Annotated in this window: 14 protein-coding genes and 5 pseudogenes; 17 read left to right on the top strand and 2 right to left on the bottom strand. The window is 65.4% G+C overall.

Annotated elements, in window-relative coordinates; translation table 11 throughout:
- Positions 1-49: 49 nt before the first annotated feature.
- From F7R26_RS20450 to F7R26_RS20370, 17 genes and pseudogenes are all read left to right on the top strand, one after another.
- Positions 50-2,068: a conjugal transfer protein TraG gene (locus F7R26_RS20450; RefSeq protein WP_043373367.1), complete on the top strand. Its 2,019-nt coding sequence runs from the start codon at positions 50-52 to the stop codon at positions 2,066-2,068.
- Positions 2,065-2,529, top strand: coding sequence for a CopG family transcriptional regulator (locus F7R26_RS20445; RefSeq protein ID WP_012436232.1), 465 nt, complete (start codon positions 2,065-2,067; stop codon positions 2,527-2,529). Before F7R26_RS20450 ends, F7R26_RS20445 begins: the two co-directional genes overlap by 4 nt.
- Positions 2,526-3,562, top strand: a pseudogene (trbB, locus tag F7R26_RS20440) (P-type conjugative transfer ATPase TrbB). Before F7R26_RS20445 ends, trbB begins: the two are co-directional and overlap by 4 nt.
- Positions 3,559-3,941: pseudogene (locus F7R26_RS20435) on the top strand (TrbC/VirB2 family type IV secretion system protein). The pseudogenes trbB and F7R26_RS20435 overlap by 4 nt, the downstream one beginning before the upstream one ends.
- Positions 3,938-4,234 carry a VirB3 family type IV secretion system protein gene (locus tag F7R26_RS20430; protein WP_050873417.1) on the top strand — a complete coding sequence of 99 codons (297 nt, stop codon included), beginning with the start codon at positions 3,938-3,940 and terminating at the stop codon, positions 4,232-4,234. Before F7R26_RS20435 ends, F7R26_RS20430 begins: the two are co-directional and overlap by 4 nt.
- Before the next feature lie 19 nt (positions 4,235-4,253).
- Entirely contained in the window at positions 4,254-6,719 is a 2,466-nt protein-coding gene (gene trbE / locus F7R26_RS20425) for a conjugal transfer protein TrbE (RefSeq protein WP_193692174.1), read from the top strand.
- A complete protein-coding gene (trbJ, locus tag F7R26_RS20420) occupies positions 6,716-7,471 on the top strand; it encodes a P-type conjugative transfer protein TrbJ (protein ID WP_043373357.1) in 756 nt (251 codons plus the stop codon). The genes trbE and trbJ overlap by 4 nt, the downstream gene beginning before the upstream one ends.
- 12 nt (positions 7,472-7,483) lie before the next feature.
- Positions 7,484-8,844 (top strand): annotated as a pseudogene (trbL, locus tag F7R26_RS20415) (P-type conjugative transfer protein TrbL).
- A gap of 11 nt (positions 8,845-8,855) precedes the next feature.
- Positions 8,856-9,559: pseudogene (gene trbF, locus F7R26_RS20410) on the top strand (conjugal transfer protein TrbF).
- Complete coding sequence (gene trbG, locus F7R26_RS20405) at positions 9,556-10,569, top strand: P-type conjugative transfer protein TrbG (protein ID WP_043373349.1); 1,014 nt, start codon at positions 9,556-9,558, stop codon at positions 10,567-10,569. The pseudogene trbF and the gene trbG overlap by 4 nt, the downstream one beginning before the upstream one ends.
- A 2-nt stretch (positions 10,570-10,571) precedes the next feature.
- On the top strand, positions 10,572-11,840 hold the full coding sequence (locus F7R26_RS20400; protein WP_050872231.1) for a TraB/TrbI/VirB10 family type IV secretion system protein: 1,269 nt from the start codon (positions 10,572-10,574) through the stop codon (positions 11,838-11,840).
- Complete coding sequence (locus F7R26_RS20395; protein ID WP_027015124.1) at positions 11,837-12,070, top strand: DUF2274 domain-containing protein; 234 nt, start codon at positions 11,837-11,839, stop codon at positions 12,068-12,070. The genes F7R26_RS20400 and F7R26_RS20395 overlap by 4 nt, the downstream gene beginning before the upstream one ends.
- 152 nt (positions 12,071-12,222) lie before the next feature.
- The gene (locus F7R26_RS20390) at positions 12,223-13,242 is read left to right on the top strand and encodes a hypothetical protein (RefSeq protein ID WP_193692103.1); all 1,020 of its coding nucleotides are present in this window, start codon (positions 12,223-12,225) and stop codon (positions 13,240-13,242) included.
- Positions 13,243-13,360: 118 nt separating this feature from the next.
- Positions 13,361-14,467, top strand: coding sequence for a trypsin-like serine peptidase (locus F7R26_RS20385; protein WP_050872233.1), 1,107 nt, complete (start codon positions 13,361-13,363; stop codon positions 14,465-14,467).
- Positions 14,468-14,546: 79 nt separating this feature from the next.
- Positions 14,547-15,117 (top strand): annotated as a pseudogene (locus F7R26_RS20380) (TraB/TrbI/VirB10 family type IV secretion system protein); the annotation flags it as partial.
- A complete protein-coding gene (locus F7R26_RS20375) occupies positions 15,114-15,359 on the top strand; it encodes a DUF2274 domain-containing protein (protein ID WP_027015120.1) in 246 nt (81 codons plus the stop codon). The pseudogene F7R26_RS20380 and the gene F7R26_RS20375, both read left to right, overlap by 4 nt.
- Before the next feature lie 141 nt (positions 15,360-15,500).
- Positions 15,501-16,229, top strand: coding sequence for a hypothetical protein (locus F7R26_RS20370; RefSeq protein WP_027015119.1), 729 nt, complete (start codon positions 15,501-15,503; stop codon positions 16,227-16,229).
- Positions 16,230-16,423: 194 nt separating this feature from the next.
- Here the strand turns inward: F7R26_RS20370 and F7R26_RS20365 are convergent, their stop codons facing one another.
- On the bottom strand, positions 16,424-17,092 hold the full coding sequence (locus F7R26_RS20365; protein WP_150993606.1) for a response regulator: 669 nt from the start codon (positions 17,090-17,092) through the stop codon (positions 16,424-16,426).
- The gene (locus tag F7R26_RS20360) at positions 17,089-18,525 is read right to left on the bottom strand and encodes a cache domain-containing protein (protein WP_150993608.1); all 1,437 of its coding nucleotides are present in this window, start codon (positions 18,523-18,525) and stop codon (positions 17,089-17,091) included. Before F7R26_RS20360 ends, F7R26_RS20365 begins: the two co-directional genes overlap by 4 nt.
- Between the last annotated feature and the right edge of the window lie 315 nt (positions 18,526-18,840).

Below are 18,840 nucleotides of genomic sequence, written 5' to 3'. Positions count from 1 at the left end.
GATCCTCGGCACTACGGCACGTTCCTGTGCCGTAGTGGGAGGTTGACCAATGCAAGGAACGAACGTGCTGTTCGGTCAGATTGCCGTTGTCTTCGGCATCGTGATCGCTGGCGTATGGAGCGCTACGCAATGGACGGCCGCCGCCCTGGGCTACCAGCTACGCCTGGGCTCGCCGTGGTTCGATTTCTTCGGCACGCCGGTCTATCACCCCTGGCGCCTGTTCGAGTGGTGGTTCTTCTTCGACGCCTACGCGCCGCATGTCTTTGACGTGGGCGGTGCCATTGCCGCAGGCAGCGGCCTGATCGCGGTGGTGGTTGCCATCGGCATGTCGATCTGGCGCTCGCGCCAGTCCAAGCTGGTCACGACCTACGGGACGGCTCGCTGGGCCAACGCGGAGGACATTTGCAAGGCGGGGCTTGACCAGCCTGCGGGCGTGTTCCTCGGCCAGCATCGCCAGCAGTACCTGCGACATGAAGGCCCAGAGCATGTTCTGACCTTCGCGCCTACCCGCTCGGGCAAAGGCGTGGGCCTGGTGGTTCCCACCTTGTTGAGCTGGCCTGCATCGGCCGTCATTCACGACATCAAGGGCGAGAACTGGAGCATCACCGCCGGCTGGCGCTCGCGCTTCTCGCATTGCCTGCTGTTCAACCCGACCGATGCGAAGTCGTCGGCCTACAACCCACTGCTGGAGGTGAGGCGCGGCGCGCACGAAGTGCGCGACGTGCAGAACATCGCAGACATTCTGGTCGATCCCGAAGGAGCACTGGAGCGGCGCAACCATTGGGAGAAGACCTCGCATGCGCTGCTGGTTGGGGCCATCCTGCACGTGCTCTACGCAGGCGAAGACAAGACGCTGCGCGGAGTCGCCAACTTCCTCAGCGACCCGGCCTGTCCCTTCGAGCTGACCCTGCATCGGATGATGACCACGCCGCACATCGGTGGTGGGCCGCATCTGGTGGTGGCATCGGCAGCGCGCGAAGTCCTGAACAAATCGGACAACGAGCGTTCCGGCGTGTTGAGCACCGCCATGTCATTCCTCGGCCTGTACCGCGACCCCACGGTGGCCGAAGTCACCTCGCGCTGCGACTGGCGCATTGCCGACCTGATCGCGGCCGAGCATCCGGTGTCGCTGTACCTGGTGGTGCCGCCTTCGGACATTTCGCGGACGAAACCGCTCATTCGCCTGATCCTCAACCAGATCGGGCGACGGCTGACGGAATCGCTCGACGGCAGCGATGGCATCGCGCGCCGCCACAAGCTGCTATTGATGCTCGACGAGTTCCCCGCGCTCGGACGGCTCGACTTCTTCGAGACGGCCCTGGCCTTCATGGCCGGCTACGGTATCCGCAGCTTCCTCATCGCCCAGTCGCTCAACCAGATTGACAAAGCCTACGGCCAGAACCATTCGATCCTGGACAACTGCCATGTCCGGGTGACGTTCGCCACCAACGACGAGCGCACCGCCAAGCGCATCTCCGAAACGCTGGGCACCGCGACCGAGCTGCGCGCGCAGCGCAACTACGCCGGCCACCGGCTCGCGCCATGGCTCGGGCATCTGATGGTGTCGCGCCAGGAGACGGCACGTCCGCTGCTCACGCCGGGCGAGGTAATGCAGCTTCCGCCCGACGAGGCCGTGGTGATGGTGTCCAGCGTGGCGCCCATCAAGGCCAAGAAGCTGCGCTACTACGCGGACAGCAATTTCAAGCGGCGCGTGCTTCCGCCGCCGGTGCTTGCAACCCTGTCCATGCAGGGGCGCTATGCCGATGTGCCACCGGAACGCGCCGACGACTGGAGCGGGCTGGCGATTCCCGCCATGCCGGTCGCACCGACGGCCGACGCCGCCGATGGGCTGGAGAACCTGGGTTCGGCCGACGACAGCGGCCCACGCCGCCAGCCCGAACTTTCCGAAGCCGTCACCTACGACCCCGACCTGGTTGCGCCCGCAGCCGACCTCGGGCTGCTCGATGACGACGACATGCCGCATCCCCTTCCTCGCCAGCTCGATCCGGCCCTGCAGCGCACGGCCCGGCTGGCTTCCCTCGACCCTGACGACGGAATCGACCTATGACCCAACACCGCCTCAATGTGTTCATCCAGCCGGAGCACAGCAAGCGGCTCGATGAACTGGCCGCCAAGAAGGGCGTGTCCAAGTCCAGCATCGTCGCGGCGGCCCTGGCCTCCTGGCTGTCGCCCGATGCGGCCGACCAGCGCGAGGCGGCAATTGCCAAGCGGCTGGACCGCCTGTCGCGCCACGCCGAGCGCCTGGAGCGCGACCAGAACATTGCCATCGAAACATTGGCGCTGTTCATCCGCTATTTCCTCACGGTGAGCACACCCGTGCCCGAGGCCCATCAGGATGCCGCTCGCGCCCAGGGCAAGGCCCGCTTCGAGCAGTTCGTCGAACAGCTCGGACGGCATTTGCTGCGCGGGCGCAGCCTGGTGCGGGATGTGGTGGAGGAACTGCACACCGATCCGACGCGACCGGAGGGCGCTGCGGCCGTCGCGGATGCCCAGGAGCGTGCCTTATGAGCGCCGTTCCTTCCTCCTTCACGGCCACCTCGCTGGATCGCCGCATCCAGATGCTGCGCACGGCCATGGGGCCGCTGATCGCTGCCGCGCTCGAAGACCCAGACGTGGTGGAAATCATGCTCAACCCGGATCGCACGCTCTGGGTGGATCGCCTGTCCACGGGCCGCGCGCCGATGGGTGTGGAGCTGTCCGAGGCCGATGGCGAACGCATCATTCGCCCGTCGCTGCCCATGTCGGCGCCGAAGTGCATCGCGGCCAGCCGCTGTTGACGGCCGAACTGCCGGAAACCGGCGAACGCTTCGAGGGCATCCTGCCGCCCGCTGCGCCGGGGCCGGCCTTCGCGTTGCGCAAGCGCGCCGTGGGCGTGATCCCGCTGTCGCGCTACATCGAGGACGGAATGATGACCGCCGCGCAGGCGGGCCTGCTGGTGCGTGCGGTGCGCGAGCGCCAGAACATCCTGATCGCCGGCGGCACCAGCACGGGCAAGACGACTTTAGCTAATGCGCTGCTCGCCGAGATCGCAGCCACGGGCGACCGCGTGCTGGTGCTCGAAGACACGGTGGAGCTGCAATGCGCGGCGCGCGACCACGTGCCGCTGCGCACGCGCCAGGGCGTCGTGTCCATGACCGAGCTGGTGCGCTCGTCCATGCGCCTACGCCCGGATCGCGTCGTCGTCGGCGAGGTGCGCGGCGCCGAGGCACTGGATCTCATCAAGGTCTGGGGCACGGGTCACCCCGGCGGCATCGCCACGATCCATGCCGGCTCCGCGCTGGGTGCGCTGCTGCGCCTGGAGCAACTGATTCTCGAAGTGGCGGTGAACCCGCCCCGTGCGCTGATCGCGGAAGCGGTCAACGTGGTCATCCACATCGCCGGGCGCGGGCGCAAACGCCGCATCGAGAGCATCGCCCGCGTCGTCGGTTTCGATGGCGTGGGCTACCACCTGGCGGATGCGCTGGAGGCTCCATTCCCGGAGCTGCTGCCGCAGTCCGACCTTTCTTCTCTGTCCCCTGACCACTCTGGAGAACTGCCATGACGCAGATGATCGTTCCTGCTTTCCGTACTTCCGCAAATCCTCTTCGCCAGCCCGCGCGACTGGATAGCCTGGCTCGCCCGGCCATGCAGGGCTTGTTGCTCGCGGCGCTGATGCTGCTGCTCGCAGGCACTGCTCAGGCCGCCGGCTCCAGCATGCCCTGGGAAGGGCCGCTGCAATCCATCTTGGAGTCAATCCAGGGCCGGTGGCCCGAATCATTGCGGTCATCATCATCATCGCCACGGGCCTGGCACTGGCCTTTGGCGATACCTCGGGCGGGTTTCGCAAGCTGATCCAGATCGTCTTCGGTCTGTCGATCGCGTTCGCGGCTTCGAGCTTCTTCCTGTCGTTCTTCAGCTTCTCGGGCGGGGCCGTCGTATGAACGCGGCCCACGATGGCGTGCAGGGCAATTCATACGGTTCTTTACCCGGCTTCGAGGTGCCACTGCACCGCTCGCTGACCGAGCCGATCCTGCTGGGCGGCGCGCCGCGCACGGTGGCGATTGCCAATGGCACCTTGGCCGCGGCCGTGGGCTTGGGCCTGCAACTGTGGATTCCGGGCCTGGTGCTCTGGATCGCCGGCCATGCGTTGGCGGTCTGGGGCGCGCGTGTCGATCCGCAGTTCATGCAGGTCTTCGCGCGCCATATCAAGCACCGGCCGCTGCTGGACGTGTAGGGGCAAAGGGAGATATCGCATGCTGAACCTTGCCGAATACCGCCAGCGCCCGGCCTTGCTGGCTGACTGGCTGCCTTGGGCCGGGCTGATCGCTCCGGGCGTCGTGCTGAACAAGGATGGCTCCTTCCAGCGCACGGCGCGCTTTCGGGGGCCAGACCTCGACAGTGCCACGCAGGGCGAGCTGATCTCTACGTCAGCACGGTTGAACAACGCGCTGCGCAGGCTGGGTTCGGGCTGGGCCTTGTTCATCGAAGCCGAGCGCCGGCCCGCCGCCAACTACCCGCACTCGGAGTTTCCCGAGCCGCTGTCCTGGCTGGTGGACGAAGAGCGACGGGCAGCCTTCGAGGACTCCGGCAACCATTTCGAGAGCGGCTATCACCTCACGCTGGTGTATCTACCGCCCGAGGAGGCCCGCGCCCGTGCGGTCGGAATGCTGTACGAGAACCGTCCGACCGAGGGCGTGGACTGGCGTGAGCGCCTGACCGCGTTCGTCGCGGAGACGGATCGGATTTTCGACCTGCTCGATGGTGTGATGCCGGAGATTGCGTGGCTCGATGACAGCCAGACGCTGACCTACCTGCACTCGACTATTTCCACGCGGCGCTACCGCGTGGGCGTGCCAGAGGTGCCATTCCACCTCGATGCCTTGCTGGCCGATTCCGCGCTGATCGGCGGACTGGCACCGATGCTGGGCGACCAGCACCTGCGCGTGGCGACGGTGCGGGGATTTCCAACTTCGACTTGGCCGGGGATTCTGGATGACCTCAACCGTCTCAGCTTTGCGTACCGCTGGAGTACGCGCTTTCTCTGCCTCGACAAAGCCGATGCGGAAAAAGAGCTTTCCCGCCTACGCCGCCAGTGGTTCGCCAAGCGCAAAAACGTCATCGCGCTGCTGCGCGAGACGATCTTCCAGCAGGAAAGCCCGCTGGTCGATACCGACGCCAGCAACAAGGCCACCGATGCGGATGCTGCCTTGCAAGAGCTGGGCAGCGATCAAGCGGCCTTCGGCTACGTGACGGCGACCGTCACAGTCATGGACGCGGATGCCGCCGTGGCCGACGAGAAGCTGCGCAGGGTGGAGCGCGTCATCCAGGGGCGTGGCTTCGTCACCATCCCCGAAACGCTCAACGCCGTGGATGCGTGGCTGTCGTCCATTCCGGGCCATGCCTACGCCAACGTCCGCGAGCCCATCGTCTCGACGCTGAACCTGGCGCACCTGATGCCGGTGTCGGCGGTATGGGCCGGGCCGGAGAAGAACGCGCATCTCGACGGCCCGCCGCTGATCGTCACGCGCACTGAGGGCGCGACGCCGTTCCGGCTGGTTACGCACATCGGCGACGTGGGCCACACGCTGGTGGCTGGGCCAACCGGTATGGGCAAGTCCGTGCTGCTCGCCACTTTGGCGATGCAGTTTCGGCGCTATCGCGGCTCGCGCATCTTCGCCTTCGACATGGGGCGCTCGATGCGCGCCACGATCCTGGGCCTGGGCGGCGAGCACTACGACCTTGGGCTGGATGGCGAGATCGCTTTCCAACCACTCGCGCGCATCGACCGCGAGGGCTACCGCACCTGGGCGGCTGAATGGATCGAAGGCCGTTTGCGGCATGAGGGCGTGGCCGTCGGCCCCGAGGAGAAGGTGGCCATCTGGTCGGCGCTGGGAAGCCTGGCCGGAGCTCCGGTGGAGCAGCGCACGATGACGGGCCTTTCCGTACTGTTGCAATCGAACGCGCTGCGGCAGGCGCTCGCGCCCTATGTGCTCGGCGGCGCCCACGGCAAGCTGCTGGACGCGGATTCGGATCGACTGGGCTCCGGCTCCGTGCAGTGCTTTGAGATGGAAGAGCTGATGCACAGCAAGGCCGCCGTCATGGCCGTGCTGCATTACCTCTTTGCACGGTTCGATGAACGCTTTGACGGCGCACCGACGCTGCTGATCCTCGATGAAGCATGGCTGTTCCTCGATGACCCGGTGTTCGCGGCGCGCATCCGCCAATGGCTCAAGACGCTGCGCAAGAAGAACGTGAGCGTCATCTTCGCCACGCAGAGTCTGGCGGACATCAAGGATTCGAGCATCGCGCCCGCGATCATCGAGAGCTGCGCGAGCCGCATCTTTCTGCCGAACCCGCAGGCGACCGAGCCGCAGATTCGCACGATCTACGAGGGCTTCGGTCTTAACAGGCGGCAGATCGAAATCGTCACTACCGCGCAGCCCAAGCGCGACTACTACTACCAATCGCGCCTCGGCAACCGTCTGTTCGACCTCGACCTGGGCGCCGCGACTTTGGCCTTCGCGGGCGCCTCCACGCAACAAGACCAGCGTGACATCGACGCGGTGCTCGCTGCCGCTTCATCCGTCTCCACCCCGTTCGCAGCCGCATGGCTGCGCCACCGCAGCCTCGATTGGGCGGCCGATCTGCTGCGCGATTTCCCCGGCCCCGCGCCGGGTGCCGCCCCCATCCCCAGCCATCTCCAGGAGAACCTGCCATGAAGCCCCATGCCCACAAGCTCGCTGCGCTGACCACCGCCTGCGTGCTCGCCTTCGGCATCGCGCAGCCCGCGCATGCACTGTTCGGCGTTGGCGACATCGTGTTCGATCCGACCAATCTGGTGCAGAACACGCTCACCGCCGTTCGCACGCTGGAGCAGATCAACAACCAGATCCGCCAGCTCCAGAACGAAGCGCAGATGCTCATCAACCAGGCGCGCAATCTGGCCAGCCTGCCGTCCAGCGTGGTGGGCCAGTTGCGCGCGAACCTGGCGACCACTCAACGGCTGATCGCCCAGGCCAAGGGCCTGGCCTACGACGTGACGAGCATCGACCGCGAATTCGCACGCCTGTATCCCGAGCAGTACGCCGCCACGGTGAGCGGCAATCAGATGTACCGCGATGCGCGGGAGCGCTGGAAGCATACGCTCAATGGCCTGCAGACCACCATGCAGATGCAGGCCCAGGCCTCGCAGAACCTGAGCGACGACGAAGGCGCGCTGGCCGACCTCGTGGGCAAGAGCCAGTCGGCCGTCGGCGCCCTGCAGGCGATGCAAGCCATGAACCAGTTGCTGGCCCTGCAGGCCAAGCAGTCCATCCAGACGCAGCGGCTGCAGATCACGCAGGATCGCGCGGCCTCGCTGGAGCTGGCGCGGCAGGCCGCTGCCGTGGAGCGTGGCCGCGAGGTGAACCGGCGCTTCGTGGGCACTGGTACGCCGTACACGCCGCAGCCCGTGAACTTCTACAGCCGCTGACGGAGCCGGGCCATGAACGATGTTTCGGTCATTGACCGCTTCCTCGACGTTTTTTCGCGCTACATCGACTCGGGATTCGGCCTGGTGCAGGGCGAGGTGGCGTTCCTGACCGCAACGTTGATCGTCATCGACATGACGTTGGCCGGGCTGTTCTGGGCGATGGGGCATGCCACCGGCCAGGGCGAGGACGTGATCGCCAAGCTGATCCGCAAGGTGCTGTACGTGGGTGCCTTCGCCTACATCATCGGCAACTTCAACACCCTGGCGGGCATCCTGTTCCGTTCCTTCGCCGGGCTGGGCCTGACGGCCAGCGGCTCGACCTTGAGCATGGGCAACTTCCTGCAGCCGGGACGGCTGGCCAAGGCCGGTATCGACGCGGCGGCACCCATCCTCGACCAGATCCGGGAGATGGCGGGCTTCCCCGAGGTGTTCATCCACATCGCGCCCATCGTCGTGCTGTTCCTCGCGTGGCTGGTGGTCATCGTCAGCTTCTTCGTGCTGGCGGTGCAGCTCTTCGTCACGCTGATCGAGTTCAAGCTGACCACGCTGGCGGGCTTCGTGCTGGTACCGTTCGCCCTCTGGAACAAGACGGCGTTCCTCGCCGAGAAGGTCTTGGGCAACGTGGTGTCCTCAGGCATCAAGGTACTGGTGCTTGCCGTCATCGTGGGCATCGGCTCGGGGCTGTTCGCCGAATTCCGGATACCGCCTGGCTCCGAGCCCTCCATCGACCAGGCACTGGTCATCATGCTGGCCTCGCTGTCACTGCTGGCCCTGGGCATCTTCGGGCCGGGTATCGCGACGGGGCTGGTGTCCGGCGGGCCGCAGCTCGGCGCGGGTGCGATGGCCGGTGCTGCCATCGGCGCGGCCGGAACCGCCGTGGTGGTCGGCGCCGCGGCCTCTGGCGTCGGCAGCGCCGTGGCGGCCGGAGCGCGCATGGCACCTGCCGCCGCCAGGATGGCTGGGGACGGTGTCCGCTCGATGGCATCGACCGCCAGCGGCGCCCGGTCGGCGTACCTGGCGGGCTCCGCCTCAGCCGGTGGCGGCCTCGCCGCCGCTGGCGTGGGCAATGTCGCCAAGACCGGCGCACACGCGGCCGGGCAGAAGGTGGCCGACGGAGCGCGCTCGATGAAGGAGCGCGTCGCCGCCGCCTTCCGACCCGATGACGCCGAATCGACGTCGGGGCAGCTGCTGGGACGCAGAGCAGCAGCGAAGCCGCCGCACCGCCCCCATCCACCGAGCAGCCCGCCTGGGCCAAGCGCCTGCATCGCAGGCAGCAGCTCACCCATGCCGCGACCACCGCCGCCCACACGCTGCGCGGCGGCGATGGCGGCAGCTCCAGCCAGGGCCCAAGCCTTCGCGATTCCGATTCATAAGGAGAACTTCCATGCGATTCAAACGACCGCAGGTGCGCTACGCCGACACACCGCAACCTGCCACTCCGTACCAAGCCGCAGGCCAGGTGTGGGACGAACGTATCGGCTCGGCCCGCGTGCAGGCAAAGAACTGGCGTTTCATGGCACTGGGCTGCCTCACCTTGGCCGTGCTGATGGCGGGCGGCCTGGTCTGGCGTTCCGCGCAGTCCATCGTGACGCCCTACGTGGTGGAGGTGGACAACGCGGGCCAGGTGCGCGCGGTCGGCGAGGCCGCCACGCCATATCGACCCAACGATGCGCAGATGGCCTATCACCTGGGCCGCTTCATCGGGCTGGTGCGCTCGCTGTCCATCGACTCCATCGTCGTGCGACAGAACTGGCTCGATGCCTACAACTACACCACGGACAAGGGTGCCGTGGCGCTCAACGAGTACGCCCGCGTGAACGATCCGTTCGCGCGCATCGGCAAGAGTCGGTGACGGTGCAGATCAGCAGCGTGACCCGCGCCAGCGACCAGTCGTTCAACGTGCGCTGGACGGAGACGCGCTTTGTGAACGGTGCGCTGGATCGCACCGAACGCTGGAACGCAGTGGTTTCCATCGTGCAGCAGACGCCGCGCACCGAGCAGCGGCTGCGCAAGAACCCCCTGGGTATCTACGTCAACGGCCTGTCGTGGAGCCGCGAACTGGAAGGAAGCGAAGGAGCAAAACCATGAATTATCTTTTGCGTAAATCCGCCTTGCCGGTGATCCTGCTGGCATCCACCGTCCTGTTTGCAGGCTGCGCTTCGCAGGGCAAGCCGCCGCCGGCCATCTCGCTCGATGAGCCGGTACAGGCCCAGCCGCTGCCGGAGCCGCCTGCGCCTGTGGAGGTGGTGGCCGTGCCGCAGGTATTGCCGATGCCGGCGCAAATAAAACCTGTGCCGGATACCAAGCCCACGCCGGAGCCCGCCGATGAAACCGTGCGGGTGTCCCGCGCCAACGCCGAGGCGCGCATCGCGCCGACGCGCGAGGGCTACGTCAACGCAATCCAGGTCTGGCCCTTCACCGATGGCGCGCTGTACCAGGTCTATGCGGCCGTGGGCCGCGTGACGGTGATCGCGCTCCAGCCGGGTGAGGAACTGGTGACGGTGGCCGCTGGCGACACGGTGCGCTGGATCGTTGGGGACACATCGAGCGCCAGCGGCGATGCGTTGCGCGTGAACGTGATGGTCAAGCCGATCCGCTCGGGGTTGAAAACCAATCTCGTCATCACCACCAGTCGCAGGACGTATCTGCTGGAGCTGACCTCGACCGAGAAGACGTGGATGGCTTCGGTGTCCTGGGAGTATCCGAAGGACAAGATGCTGGCCTTGCAGCGCCAGGCACAGGTCGCGAATGCGGCTGCGCCGTTGGACGCTGGCCTGTCGCTGGAGAAGATCCGTTTCCGCTACGCCGTCAGTGGCAGCAATCCGCCGTGGAAGCCGCTGCGGGCCTTCGATGACGGGGAGAAGGTCTACATCCAGTTTCCGCCGGGCATCGCGCAAGGCGAGTTGCCGCCGCTGTTCGTCATCGGCGCGCAGGGTGACGGGCAGTTGGTGAACTACCGCTTCCGCTCGCCGTACTACATCGTGGACCGCCTGTTCGGCGCGGCCGAGCTGCGCCTGGGTGGTGGCAAGGGCACTGATGGCGACGTGGTGCGGATTGAGCGCACGGATGGCGCTTCGAGTGGCACGCGGAGGAACTGACCATGAGCCAGGACGATTCTCCTGACCTTGCGCCGCAGGCGGGCAAGGTGGCACCCGAGGCGGTGGCGCTGCGCGCGCAGCCGCGTCCGGTCACGCGCCTGAACCGGCGCACGCTGGCCATCCTTACCGGCGGGCTGTCGGTCGCGGTGCTCGGGGCCACGATCTGGTCGCTGCAGCCGCACCGGCGCAATGCGGGCGAGCAGCCCGAGCTGTACAACGTCGATCGTGTCTCGAAGTCAGAAGGGCTGGATGGCCTGCCTTCGGACTATTCCAAGCTGCCGGCCAAGGTGCCGGAGCTGGGGCCGCCGCTGCCGGGCGATCTGGGCCCGGCCATCGTGAAGTCGCAGCAGCCGGTGACGCCCACCTATGCGCCACCAGGCCACGATCCAGAGGATGCAAGGCGCAAGGAGGCCGACGCGGCCGCAGCATCCTCGGTGTTCTTCCGCTCGGGCACGCCCGGCAAGGGTCTAGCGACAGGCTCGGCGCAAGTCGCCGCCGCCGGTCCTGCATCGGCTTTGGCGGGATTCGATCCACTGGCCGCCGGGCCGGCCTCGACGGCGGCTCAGCCCACCGACCCCACCGCAGCGCAGAACCGGCAAGATCAAAAAGAGGCTTTCCTGAAAGGCGGCTCTACAGAAACCCGCAATTCCGGGAATCTGCAAATGCCGGCCTCGCCGTACCAGGTCATGGCAGGCACCGTGATCGCCGGGGCGCTGGTGACGGGCATCAAGTCCGATCTGCCGGGCGACGTGATCGCCACGGTGACGGAGCCGGTCTACGACACGGCCACGGGCAGGTTCCTACTGATCCCGCAGGGCTCGCGCATCCTGGGCAAGTACAACAGCCAGGTGAGCTACGGGCAGAGCCGCGTGCAGGTGGTGTGGAACCGCATCATCCTGCCAGACACGTCTTCGCTGAAGCTCGACAACCTCGCGGGCACTGATCCGGCCGGCTACGCCGGCCTGGAGGATGGCGTCGATTGGCATTGGGATCGCGTCTTTGCCGGTGCGGCGCTGACAACGCTGCTGGGCGTGGGTGCCGAGCTGGCCGCACCGGAGAACCGGCAGAACGGCAACCGTATCGTGATTGCCGGGCGCGACAGTGCGCAGGACAACATCAGCCAAGTGGGCCAGGAGATGACCCGGCGCAACATGAGCATTCAGCCGACCTTGACGGAGCGACCGGGCCTACCAGTGCGGATCATCGTCAATCGCGATCTGGCGTTGCGACCGTACCAGCCGGTGTTCTTCCAGCGGGGAGCAATGCGATGAGCACCACCAAGAAGCTGCGGCTCGGGCCGCTGCCCAAGACTGAAAGCGTCAAGCTGACCTTTGCCTGCCCGGTCAGCCTGAAAGCCGACCTTGACCGCTACGCAGCGCTACACGCGCAGACTTATGGCGAGGCTGTGGACGCAGTGACGCTGATTCCGCACATGCTGGAGGCATTCATCGCTGGGGATCGGGGGTTTAAGCGCAAACATGAAGCAAGTCGCGGCCTATAGGTGAGTGATCCCGAAGCCGGGTGCGTACCTCGGAGATCTTGGTCAACAAATTTCGCGAGAACTCTCCCTTGGGGGATGCGTCGGAGCAGACCTCCCATTAAAATTTTTAACAGAGTCGCTACGACTCTGCGGCAGCACCACAGGAGGGAACTATGAAGCGTCTCTGGATCGTACTGGGAGTGTCCGTCGCGTTTGCACTGGGCGGGTGCAGCGCAACAACGTCAGCCTATGTGAAGGCGGGCGAAGGTTTCACCGAGACCATGGATGGCGCGAAAGCCAGCGTCAAGCTGCTGGCCGACCAGCGCACTCGCGTGGCGCGCGTAGCGTATGCCGACAACTTGATCGTGCGTGGCCAGACTGCTGGCGGCACGGTAGAGAAGGAATTCGGCGACTTCGTCTGCAAGGGTGCAGGCGCGTTGGTCGACGCGCGTTCCGGCATGAAAGTGCTAGGGCAGTACGGCAAGTCTGTGAACGACCTGCTCAAGAAGCCTGATCAGGACGTGGCGAGCTTGTGGGAGTCGATGGCGACGATCGAAGAGCGGCAGGCAAAGCTCAAGAAGCCCAAGCAGTCCACGGAACAGTCGGATTGCGCAGACGAAGTGGCTGGACTGCTAGCGATGAATATGCCCACCGTGCAGGAGTCAGGCCTGCTCGCAGGCATCCTGACGATTCAGACGGTGATTGATGGTTTGAACAAAGCGGTAGTGGCCGTGATGAGTATGCAAGACGAGGCGGCCCGAGCCAAAGCATTGCAGGTCTACATCACCGCCAACACGAAGACGGTCGCTGACTTGATCGACAAGGTTGGCCAGATCAGCCCCGAATACGATGATCTTTGCCGTAGTGATACTGGTAAGCATCGCATTTTTTGCAAGGTCTACACAGAGAGGCCCGATGGCGCAGCGGCGGACTACGTGATCCCCGAGCCGAACAAACTTGCGGCGCAATTGCTGTGGCAGAAGTGGGCGTCGCTGCGCCAGCCGTACCTACACTTCCAGTCCTTTTCAGCGGCCGCTCCGGCCGCGCGCACGCCGCAGGAAAGGCGCGCGCCATGGACATGGCTTTGCGCATCCATCGACAACTCGGGGAATACGACGCACTGCGCGTCACCCCGTCGCCGCAGATGCTGCCCGGCGGCCTGCGCGAGGCACAACAGGCGCTGGTTGACGTAGCCGAAGGCAAAGTGCCACCGGGCACTGGCTGGGGCCGCATCATGGCCTGGGCTAAGACTTTGGGTGACGTAGCGTCAGGCCTGGGCGATGCGAAGAAGGCCATTGAAGGGGATGCTGAATGAGTACACACCGTCAACACTGGCTTCGTCGAGGCATTGTGGTCGCGGTGTTGTGGGGCAGTACGGTTTGCGCCTGGGCACAGGTGGAGAAAATCGCGTCGCGGATAGAGGAGCTGGGGCCGACACAGCAGCGTCAGCTCCAGGCGCTGATGGCGTCACGCCAGGAGCGAGGTGGCGCTCAATTGTTCACCGACGAGGAGGTCCGCACCGTCCGCGCCGCTGTGCCGACCGCGGTAACACCGCTGCCCAAGTCGGACATCGATCAACTATCACTGCGCATTCACAATGTGTTTGGCTCACGCGGCAATTACATGGATCGCATCGTTAGCGGCGATCCGGTATTTCCGGTCTGTCCAGGGTGCAACGATGGACTCGGTAAGACTTGCCACCAATCATCGTCGCAATCTCGCAGAGCCACTGCCAGTAGTCTGCTGACCCAGCGCCCTCATTTGGCTGAAGCGGTTGGTGGTCTGTACTTGATACAGGTGGATAGTCCACCGCAGCTCATGGGCACGGTTTTCGTGCTGCAAGGGCGTATCGTGACCAACGGGCATGTCTTGCTTAATGCAACTCAACCGACTGGGTCAGCCGACGTGCGTAAGCTCAAGCCTCAATACCGTTTGGAGGCAGTGTTCGGTGCCGGTGGAGTACGCCGAGTGGTCTTACCGGCAGATTCACCTTGGCGCCGTCATCCAAGTCTGGATCTCATTGTGACTGCATGGCCTGTAGGCGCGGTGGCGCCAATGGGGCTGACGCTTGCGACAGGGACACTCGCCACCAGCACGTCCGTGGCGCTGCTGGGTTTTCCGTCGGTAAACAACAATACGGATCGGCCTGAGGACGTTGATCGGGCTTTTGGCCGCTGCCCGGAGGTGCCTGTCTCCGAGCCGTCCATGGTGATATCAATGGGCCAGATCACGTCAGTGTCTGATGTGACCTTGGAGCACGATGCCAACACCATGGGCAACAGTTCCGGCTCACCGCTCATTCGAATGGCCGACGGCTTGGTTGTCGGAGTGCAGCGTGCCGACGGCCTGTCGTCGGATCGCAATTTGGCTGTGGTAGCAAGCGGGCTGGCCGAACTGGTGCTGGCCGCAGCGCCATGACTAGCGATGCGTACATTGGCAGCCGCGCACTCGTGCCTGCTGATGCGGCGGTCCATGCGCTACCTAACATTCCATATGGACAAGTTTTGATTCCGTCCCAGCCACCGCTGTGCGGAACCGGCAAGACCAGAAAGAGGCTTTCCTGAAAGGCGGCTCTACGGAAACCCGCAATTCTGGGAATCTGCAGATGCCGTCCTCGCCATACCAAGTCATGGCCAGGACGGTAATTGCGGCGGCGCTGGTGACTGGCAGCAAATCCGATTTGCCGGGCGACGTGATCGCCACGGTGACTGAGCCTGTCTACGACACGGCCCAGGCAAGCTCCTGCTAATCCCGCAGGGCTCGCGCCTCATGGGCAAGTACAACAGCCAGGTGAGCTATGGGCAGAGCCGGTGTGGAATCGCATCGTCCTGCCGGACGCGTCTTCTCTGAAGCTCGACAACCTCGCGGGCATCGATCCGGCCGGCAACGTCGGCCTGAAAGATAGCGTCGATTGACATTGAGATCGGTTTTTTGCTGGCGCGGCTCTGGCCACGCTGTTGGGCCAGGGCGCCGAGCTGGTCGCGCCGCAGAACCGGCAGGACGGCAACCGCGACCTCGTGCTGCTGCCGTGCCAGCCTCTGTTCTTCAACCAGGGAGCCGCGAAATGAACACCACCAAGAAGCTGCGTCTTGGGGCGTTGCCCAAGACCGAGGCCACGAAGCTTACGTTCTCTTGCCCAATCAGCCTGAAGGCTGAACTCGACCGCTATGCCGCGGTGTATGCACAAACCTACGGAAAAGCGGTTGATGCGGCTACGCTGATTCCGTACATGCTGGAGGCTTTCATGGCGAGGGACCGGGGCTTCCACCGCAAAGCGCAGAAGAGCCTGCCGGTGCGCGCTCCAGCCTGAACTTGCTAAAATGGTGCCATGCACGGGTAGGTGCTGGCCGTCCGCAATGGCAAAGTTCACTCACTACCAATGGCGATTTCCATTGGAATCTTGATCGGATTCCTACTGAGCGGGCCCTAGGAGTCTTCGATTGAGAAACCAATGAAGATGAACACCATCACATGGGTCGATCTGGCCCGCCTCAAGAAGGCCGCCAAGGCGGCCAAAGCAACACTCCCCGACCTGACGCATATGCAACGGCTCAATGCCATTGCCGCGGCCGAGTATGGAGTGCGCCACTTCCACGAACTGGAGAAGCGCTACGACGCGCAAGTGGCCAGCCACGTTGACGTGGACGGCGGTGCGCACCACTGCCGCTTCTGCTCCTTCACCTTTGATGGGACGCTGCCAGCTGACATCAAGGCGCACAGCGAGCGGCATCAGCTCTTCGCGGAAGCGCAGGCGACGCTGGGCTTCGTACCCATGTCGTACAAAGAGCGCGAGCAGGTCAAACGCACCGGATACGAATGGATGCGTTCGCCCGATCCGGGAACTCAGCGGCAAGGTGCGCTGGCTGTTCTGCTGTCCCACTTCGAACGCTCGATGGAGCACGCCGTCGACGGCGGGCGTTGGCACAAGCACCCATACTTCGTGGAGTACCTGGCGTATGCGCTGCCCGGCGCTGGCTTTGTTCCTGAGTCGATCCGACAGCGGCTTGCCAAGGAGTTCGGCGATAAGCCTGGGGGCATTCCGGCTGGCGCTACGGACTGGCCGTCGCAGGCCGCCGTCAAGGTGACCCGTTCGGCCTCAGATGCCGCTGCCTCTGTGCGGCTTCGCGAAAGTGTGTCGCAGGCGGCGAAAACTGCCGCAGAAGGATTGGTCGCTACCTGACTTGGGCTGCCCAAAGGAGGGGGAATTCCCCCTCCCGAGCATGACGGTGTTTGCCACCGCCATGCTCCCATATGGCACCTAGCTCACGAAGGCCAACCGCCGAAGAGTGCCCCGATCCGAGCCTAACTGCTTGTGGCGTATGGGAATTTACGCCCGATGCAGATCCACCTTGGGGACTTGACATTGGACATTTTTCATTGGGACCCGGTCGGGCCGCCCTCCGTGCTCCCTTGTTCCACGGCGAACTTCACCAGCTCCGCGCGGCCTTCGATGCCCAGCTTGCGCCGCAGGTTGAGCCGGTGGGTCTCGATGGTCCGCACCGACACGCCCAGCGCGGCGGCAATGTCCTTGTTGGCCTGGCCGCGGCCGATGCAGTTGAAGATATCGCGCTCGCGCGGGGTAAGCGCATCGAGCGGCCCGGCGGCCGGGGTTTGCTCGGCCATGCTGCGGGCAATGCGGGCGCTGTAGAAGACGCGGCCGGCCAGCACTGCGGCAATCGCGGCCATCAGCTCGTCGGCGGGCGCATCCTTGAGCACATAGCCGCGCGCGCCGGCGCGGATCGCCTGGCGCACGTATTCGAGGTTGTCGTGCATCGACACGATCAGCACGGCCAGCTCGGGATAGTCCTCATGCAGCGCGGCGGCCAGCGCGATGCCGCCCATGCCTCGCATGGCGATGTCGGTGATGACCAGTTCAGGCATGTGCTCGGCGCTGGCCCGCGCCAGCCAGGCCAGCGCGGCCTCGCCGTCGTCGGCTTCGCCCACCACGGCAAGCTCGGGCTGCAGGGCGAGGCGCATGCGCATGCCGTCGCGCACCAGCGCATGGTCGTCGATCAACAGGACGCGGGCGGGGGCGGGGGTCATGAGTGGGGGTTTCCTTGTGAATCTGGCGAATCCGGCCAATCCGGCGAATCCGGGTTGTGGCGTGTGGCCGGCTGCGGCGGCACCACCGGCACCGCCGCGCTCAGCCGGGTCGAGCCCGGCCCGGAGACGATATCGAACTCGCCGCCCAGCGCGGCGATGCGCTCGCGCAGGTTGCGCAGGCCGATGCCGCGCTTCGGATCGAGCTGCATGCGCGCCACGTCGAAGCCGGCGCCGTCATCCTGCACGGTCAGCCGGGTAGCGTTGGCATCGAACGCCAGCACCAGCGTGACATGGCGCGCATGCGCATGCCGCTCCACATTGGTCAGCGCTTCCTGGGCGATGCGATAGAGGGCTGTGGCCTGCTCATCGGCGAGTTCGCGCGGCTTGCCCGTGTGCGACACGGAAATCTGCAGCCCGCTGCCTTCTTGCATCTCGCGTGCCAGGTGCTCCAGCGCGGCGAACAGGCCAAGGTCATCAAGCAGGGCAGGCCGCAGGTTGCGCGCCACCCGGCGCACCTCATTAAAGACCGTATCCAGGCGGACCAGCGCCGTGCCGAGCACGGGCGCCACCGACTGGCCTTGGTCCGGGGCCATGCGCAGGCGGTTGGCGGCCGTCTCCAGCAGCAGCTTGACCGACACCAGCAACTGGCTGATGCCATCGTGCAGCTCGCGCGACAGCCGCGCGCGCTCCTCTTCCTGCGACTGCACCACGCGCTGCGCCAGCTGCCGCAGCTTGGCGTCGGCCTCACGGTGCTCGCTCACATTGAGCGCCAGGCCGCTGGCGGCCACCAGCAGGATGCTGATCGCGGCAATCACGCCGATCCACGCCATGGTCTCGCGGATATCGGTCTCCGCCCGCGCATCGAGCTGGCGCAGGGTGCGCTCCACGTCGTCGAGATAGATGCCGGTGCCCAGCATCCAGTTCCACTCCGGCACGGCGACCACGTAACCCAGCTTGGGGGCCAGTTGCTGCGAGGAAGGCTTTCTCCACATATAGCGCACCGACCCACCGCCGGAGCGGGCCGCGGCGATCAGCTTCTGGATGGTGAGCGCGCCCTGCGGATCCCGCAGGCTCCACAAATCCTGTCCGACCAGCTCGGGCTGGCGCGGGTGCATCAGATTGCGGCCTTGCAGGTCATAGAGGAAGAAATAACCGTCGGGGCCGTAGTCCAGGCGCGCCAGGGCCTGCATGGCGGCGTCCCGGGTGGCCGCATCGTTGTGGCCCGAGCGCACCATCGGCGCGATCGCGCTTTGCGCCAGTTCTACGTAGTGACGCAGCTCGGCTTCCTTGCTCTGCAGGTAGGCCGCCTCGACCAGGGCGCGCTCGTGGCTTGCCAGCTGGGTGGCCTGGTAGCGCACGGCCAGCGCGATGCCGAACATGGCCACGGCGAGCGGCGCGACGGCCAATAACAGGATTTTCTGACGGAGTTTCATCGAGACCGGGGTAAACACGGATGACGCGCAAGCCGCATGCGAGCGTCGATCTACGTAGTAACACGCAGCATCGCTGCGTAGTTCCGCGCTTGTGCCGCCAGGCACGGCTGTCAATACTACACGCCGGACGCGCGCGCGCCGCGCAAGTGGCGTAGTGCACGCGTCCTGCGCAGTGGGTGCGGCTAGCGTCTATGCTGTTTGCATCGCCCGCCTGCGACGACCAGATCCGGATCTTGCGAGACATACCGGGCGTCGACGGAGACATGGCAGGGACCATCCCGCCACCCAGCCCTCCGCCCGCCGCCACCAGGGGAC

It is taken from the genome of Cupriavidus basilensis (genome assembly GCF_008801925.2).
Lineage (GTDB): Bacteria > Pseudomonadota > Gammaproteobacteria > Burkholderiales > Burkholderiaceae > Cupriavidus > Cupriavidus basilensis.
The sequence above is the reverse complement of the archived record's forward strand: the minus strand, read 5'-3'. Positions and strand labels throughout refer to the sequence as shown.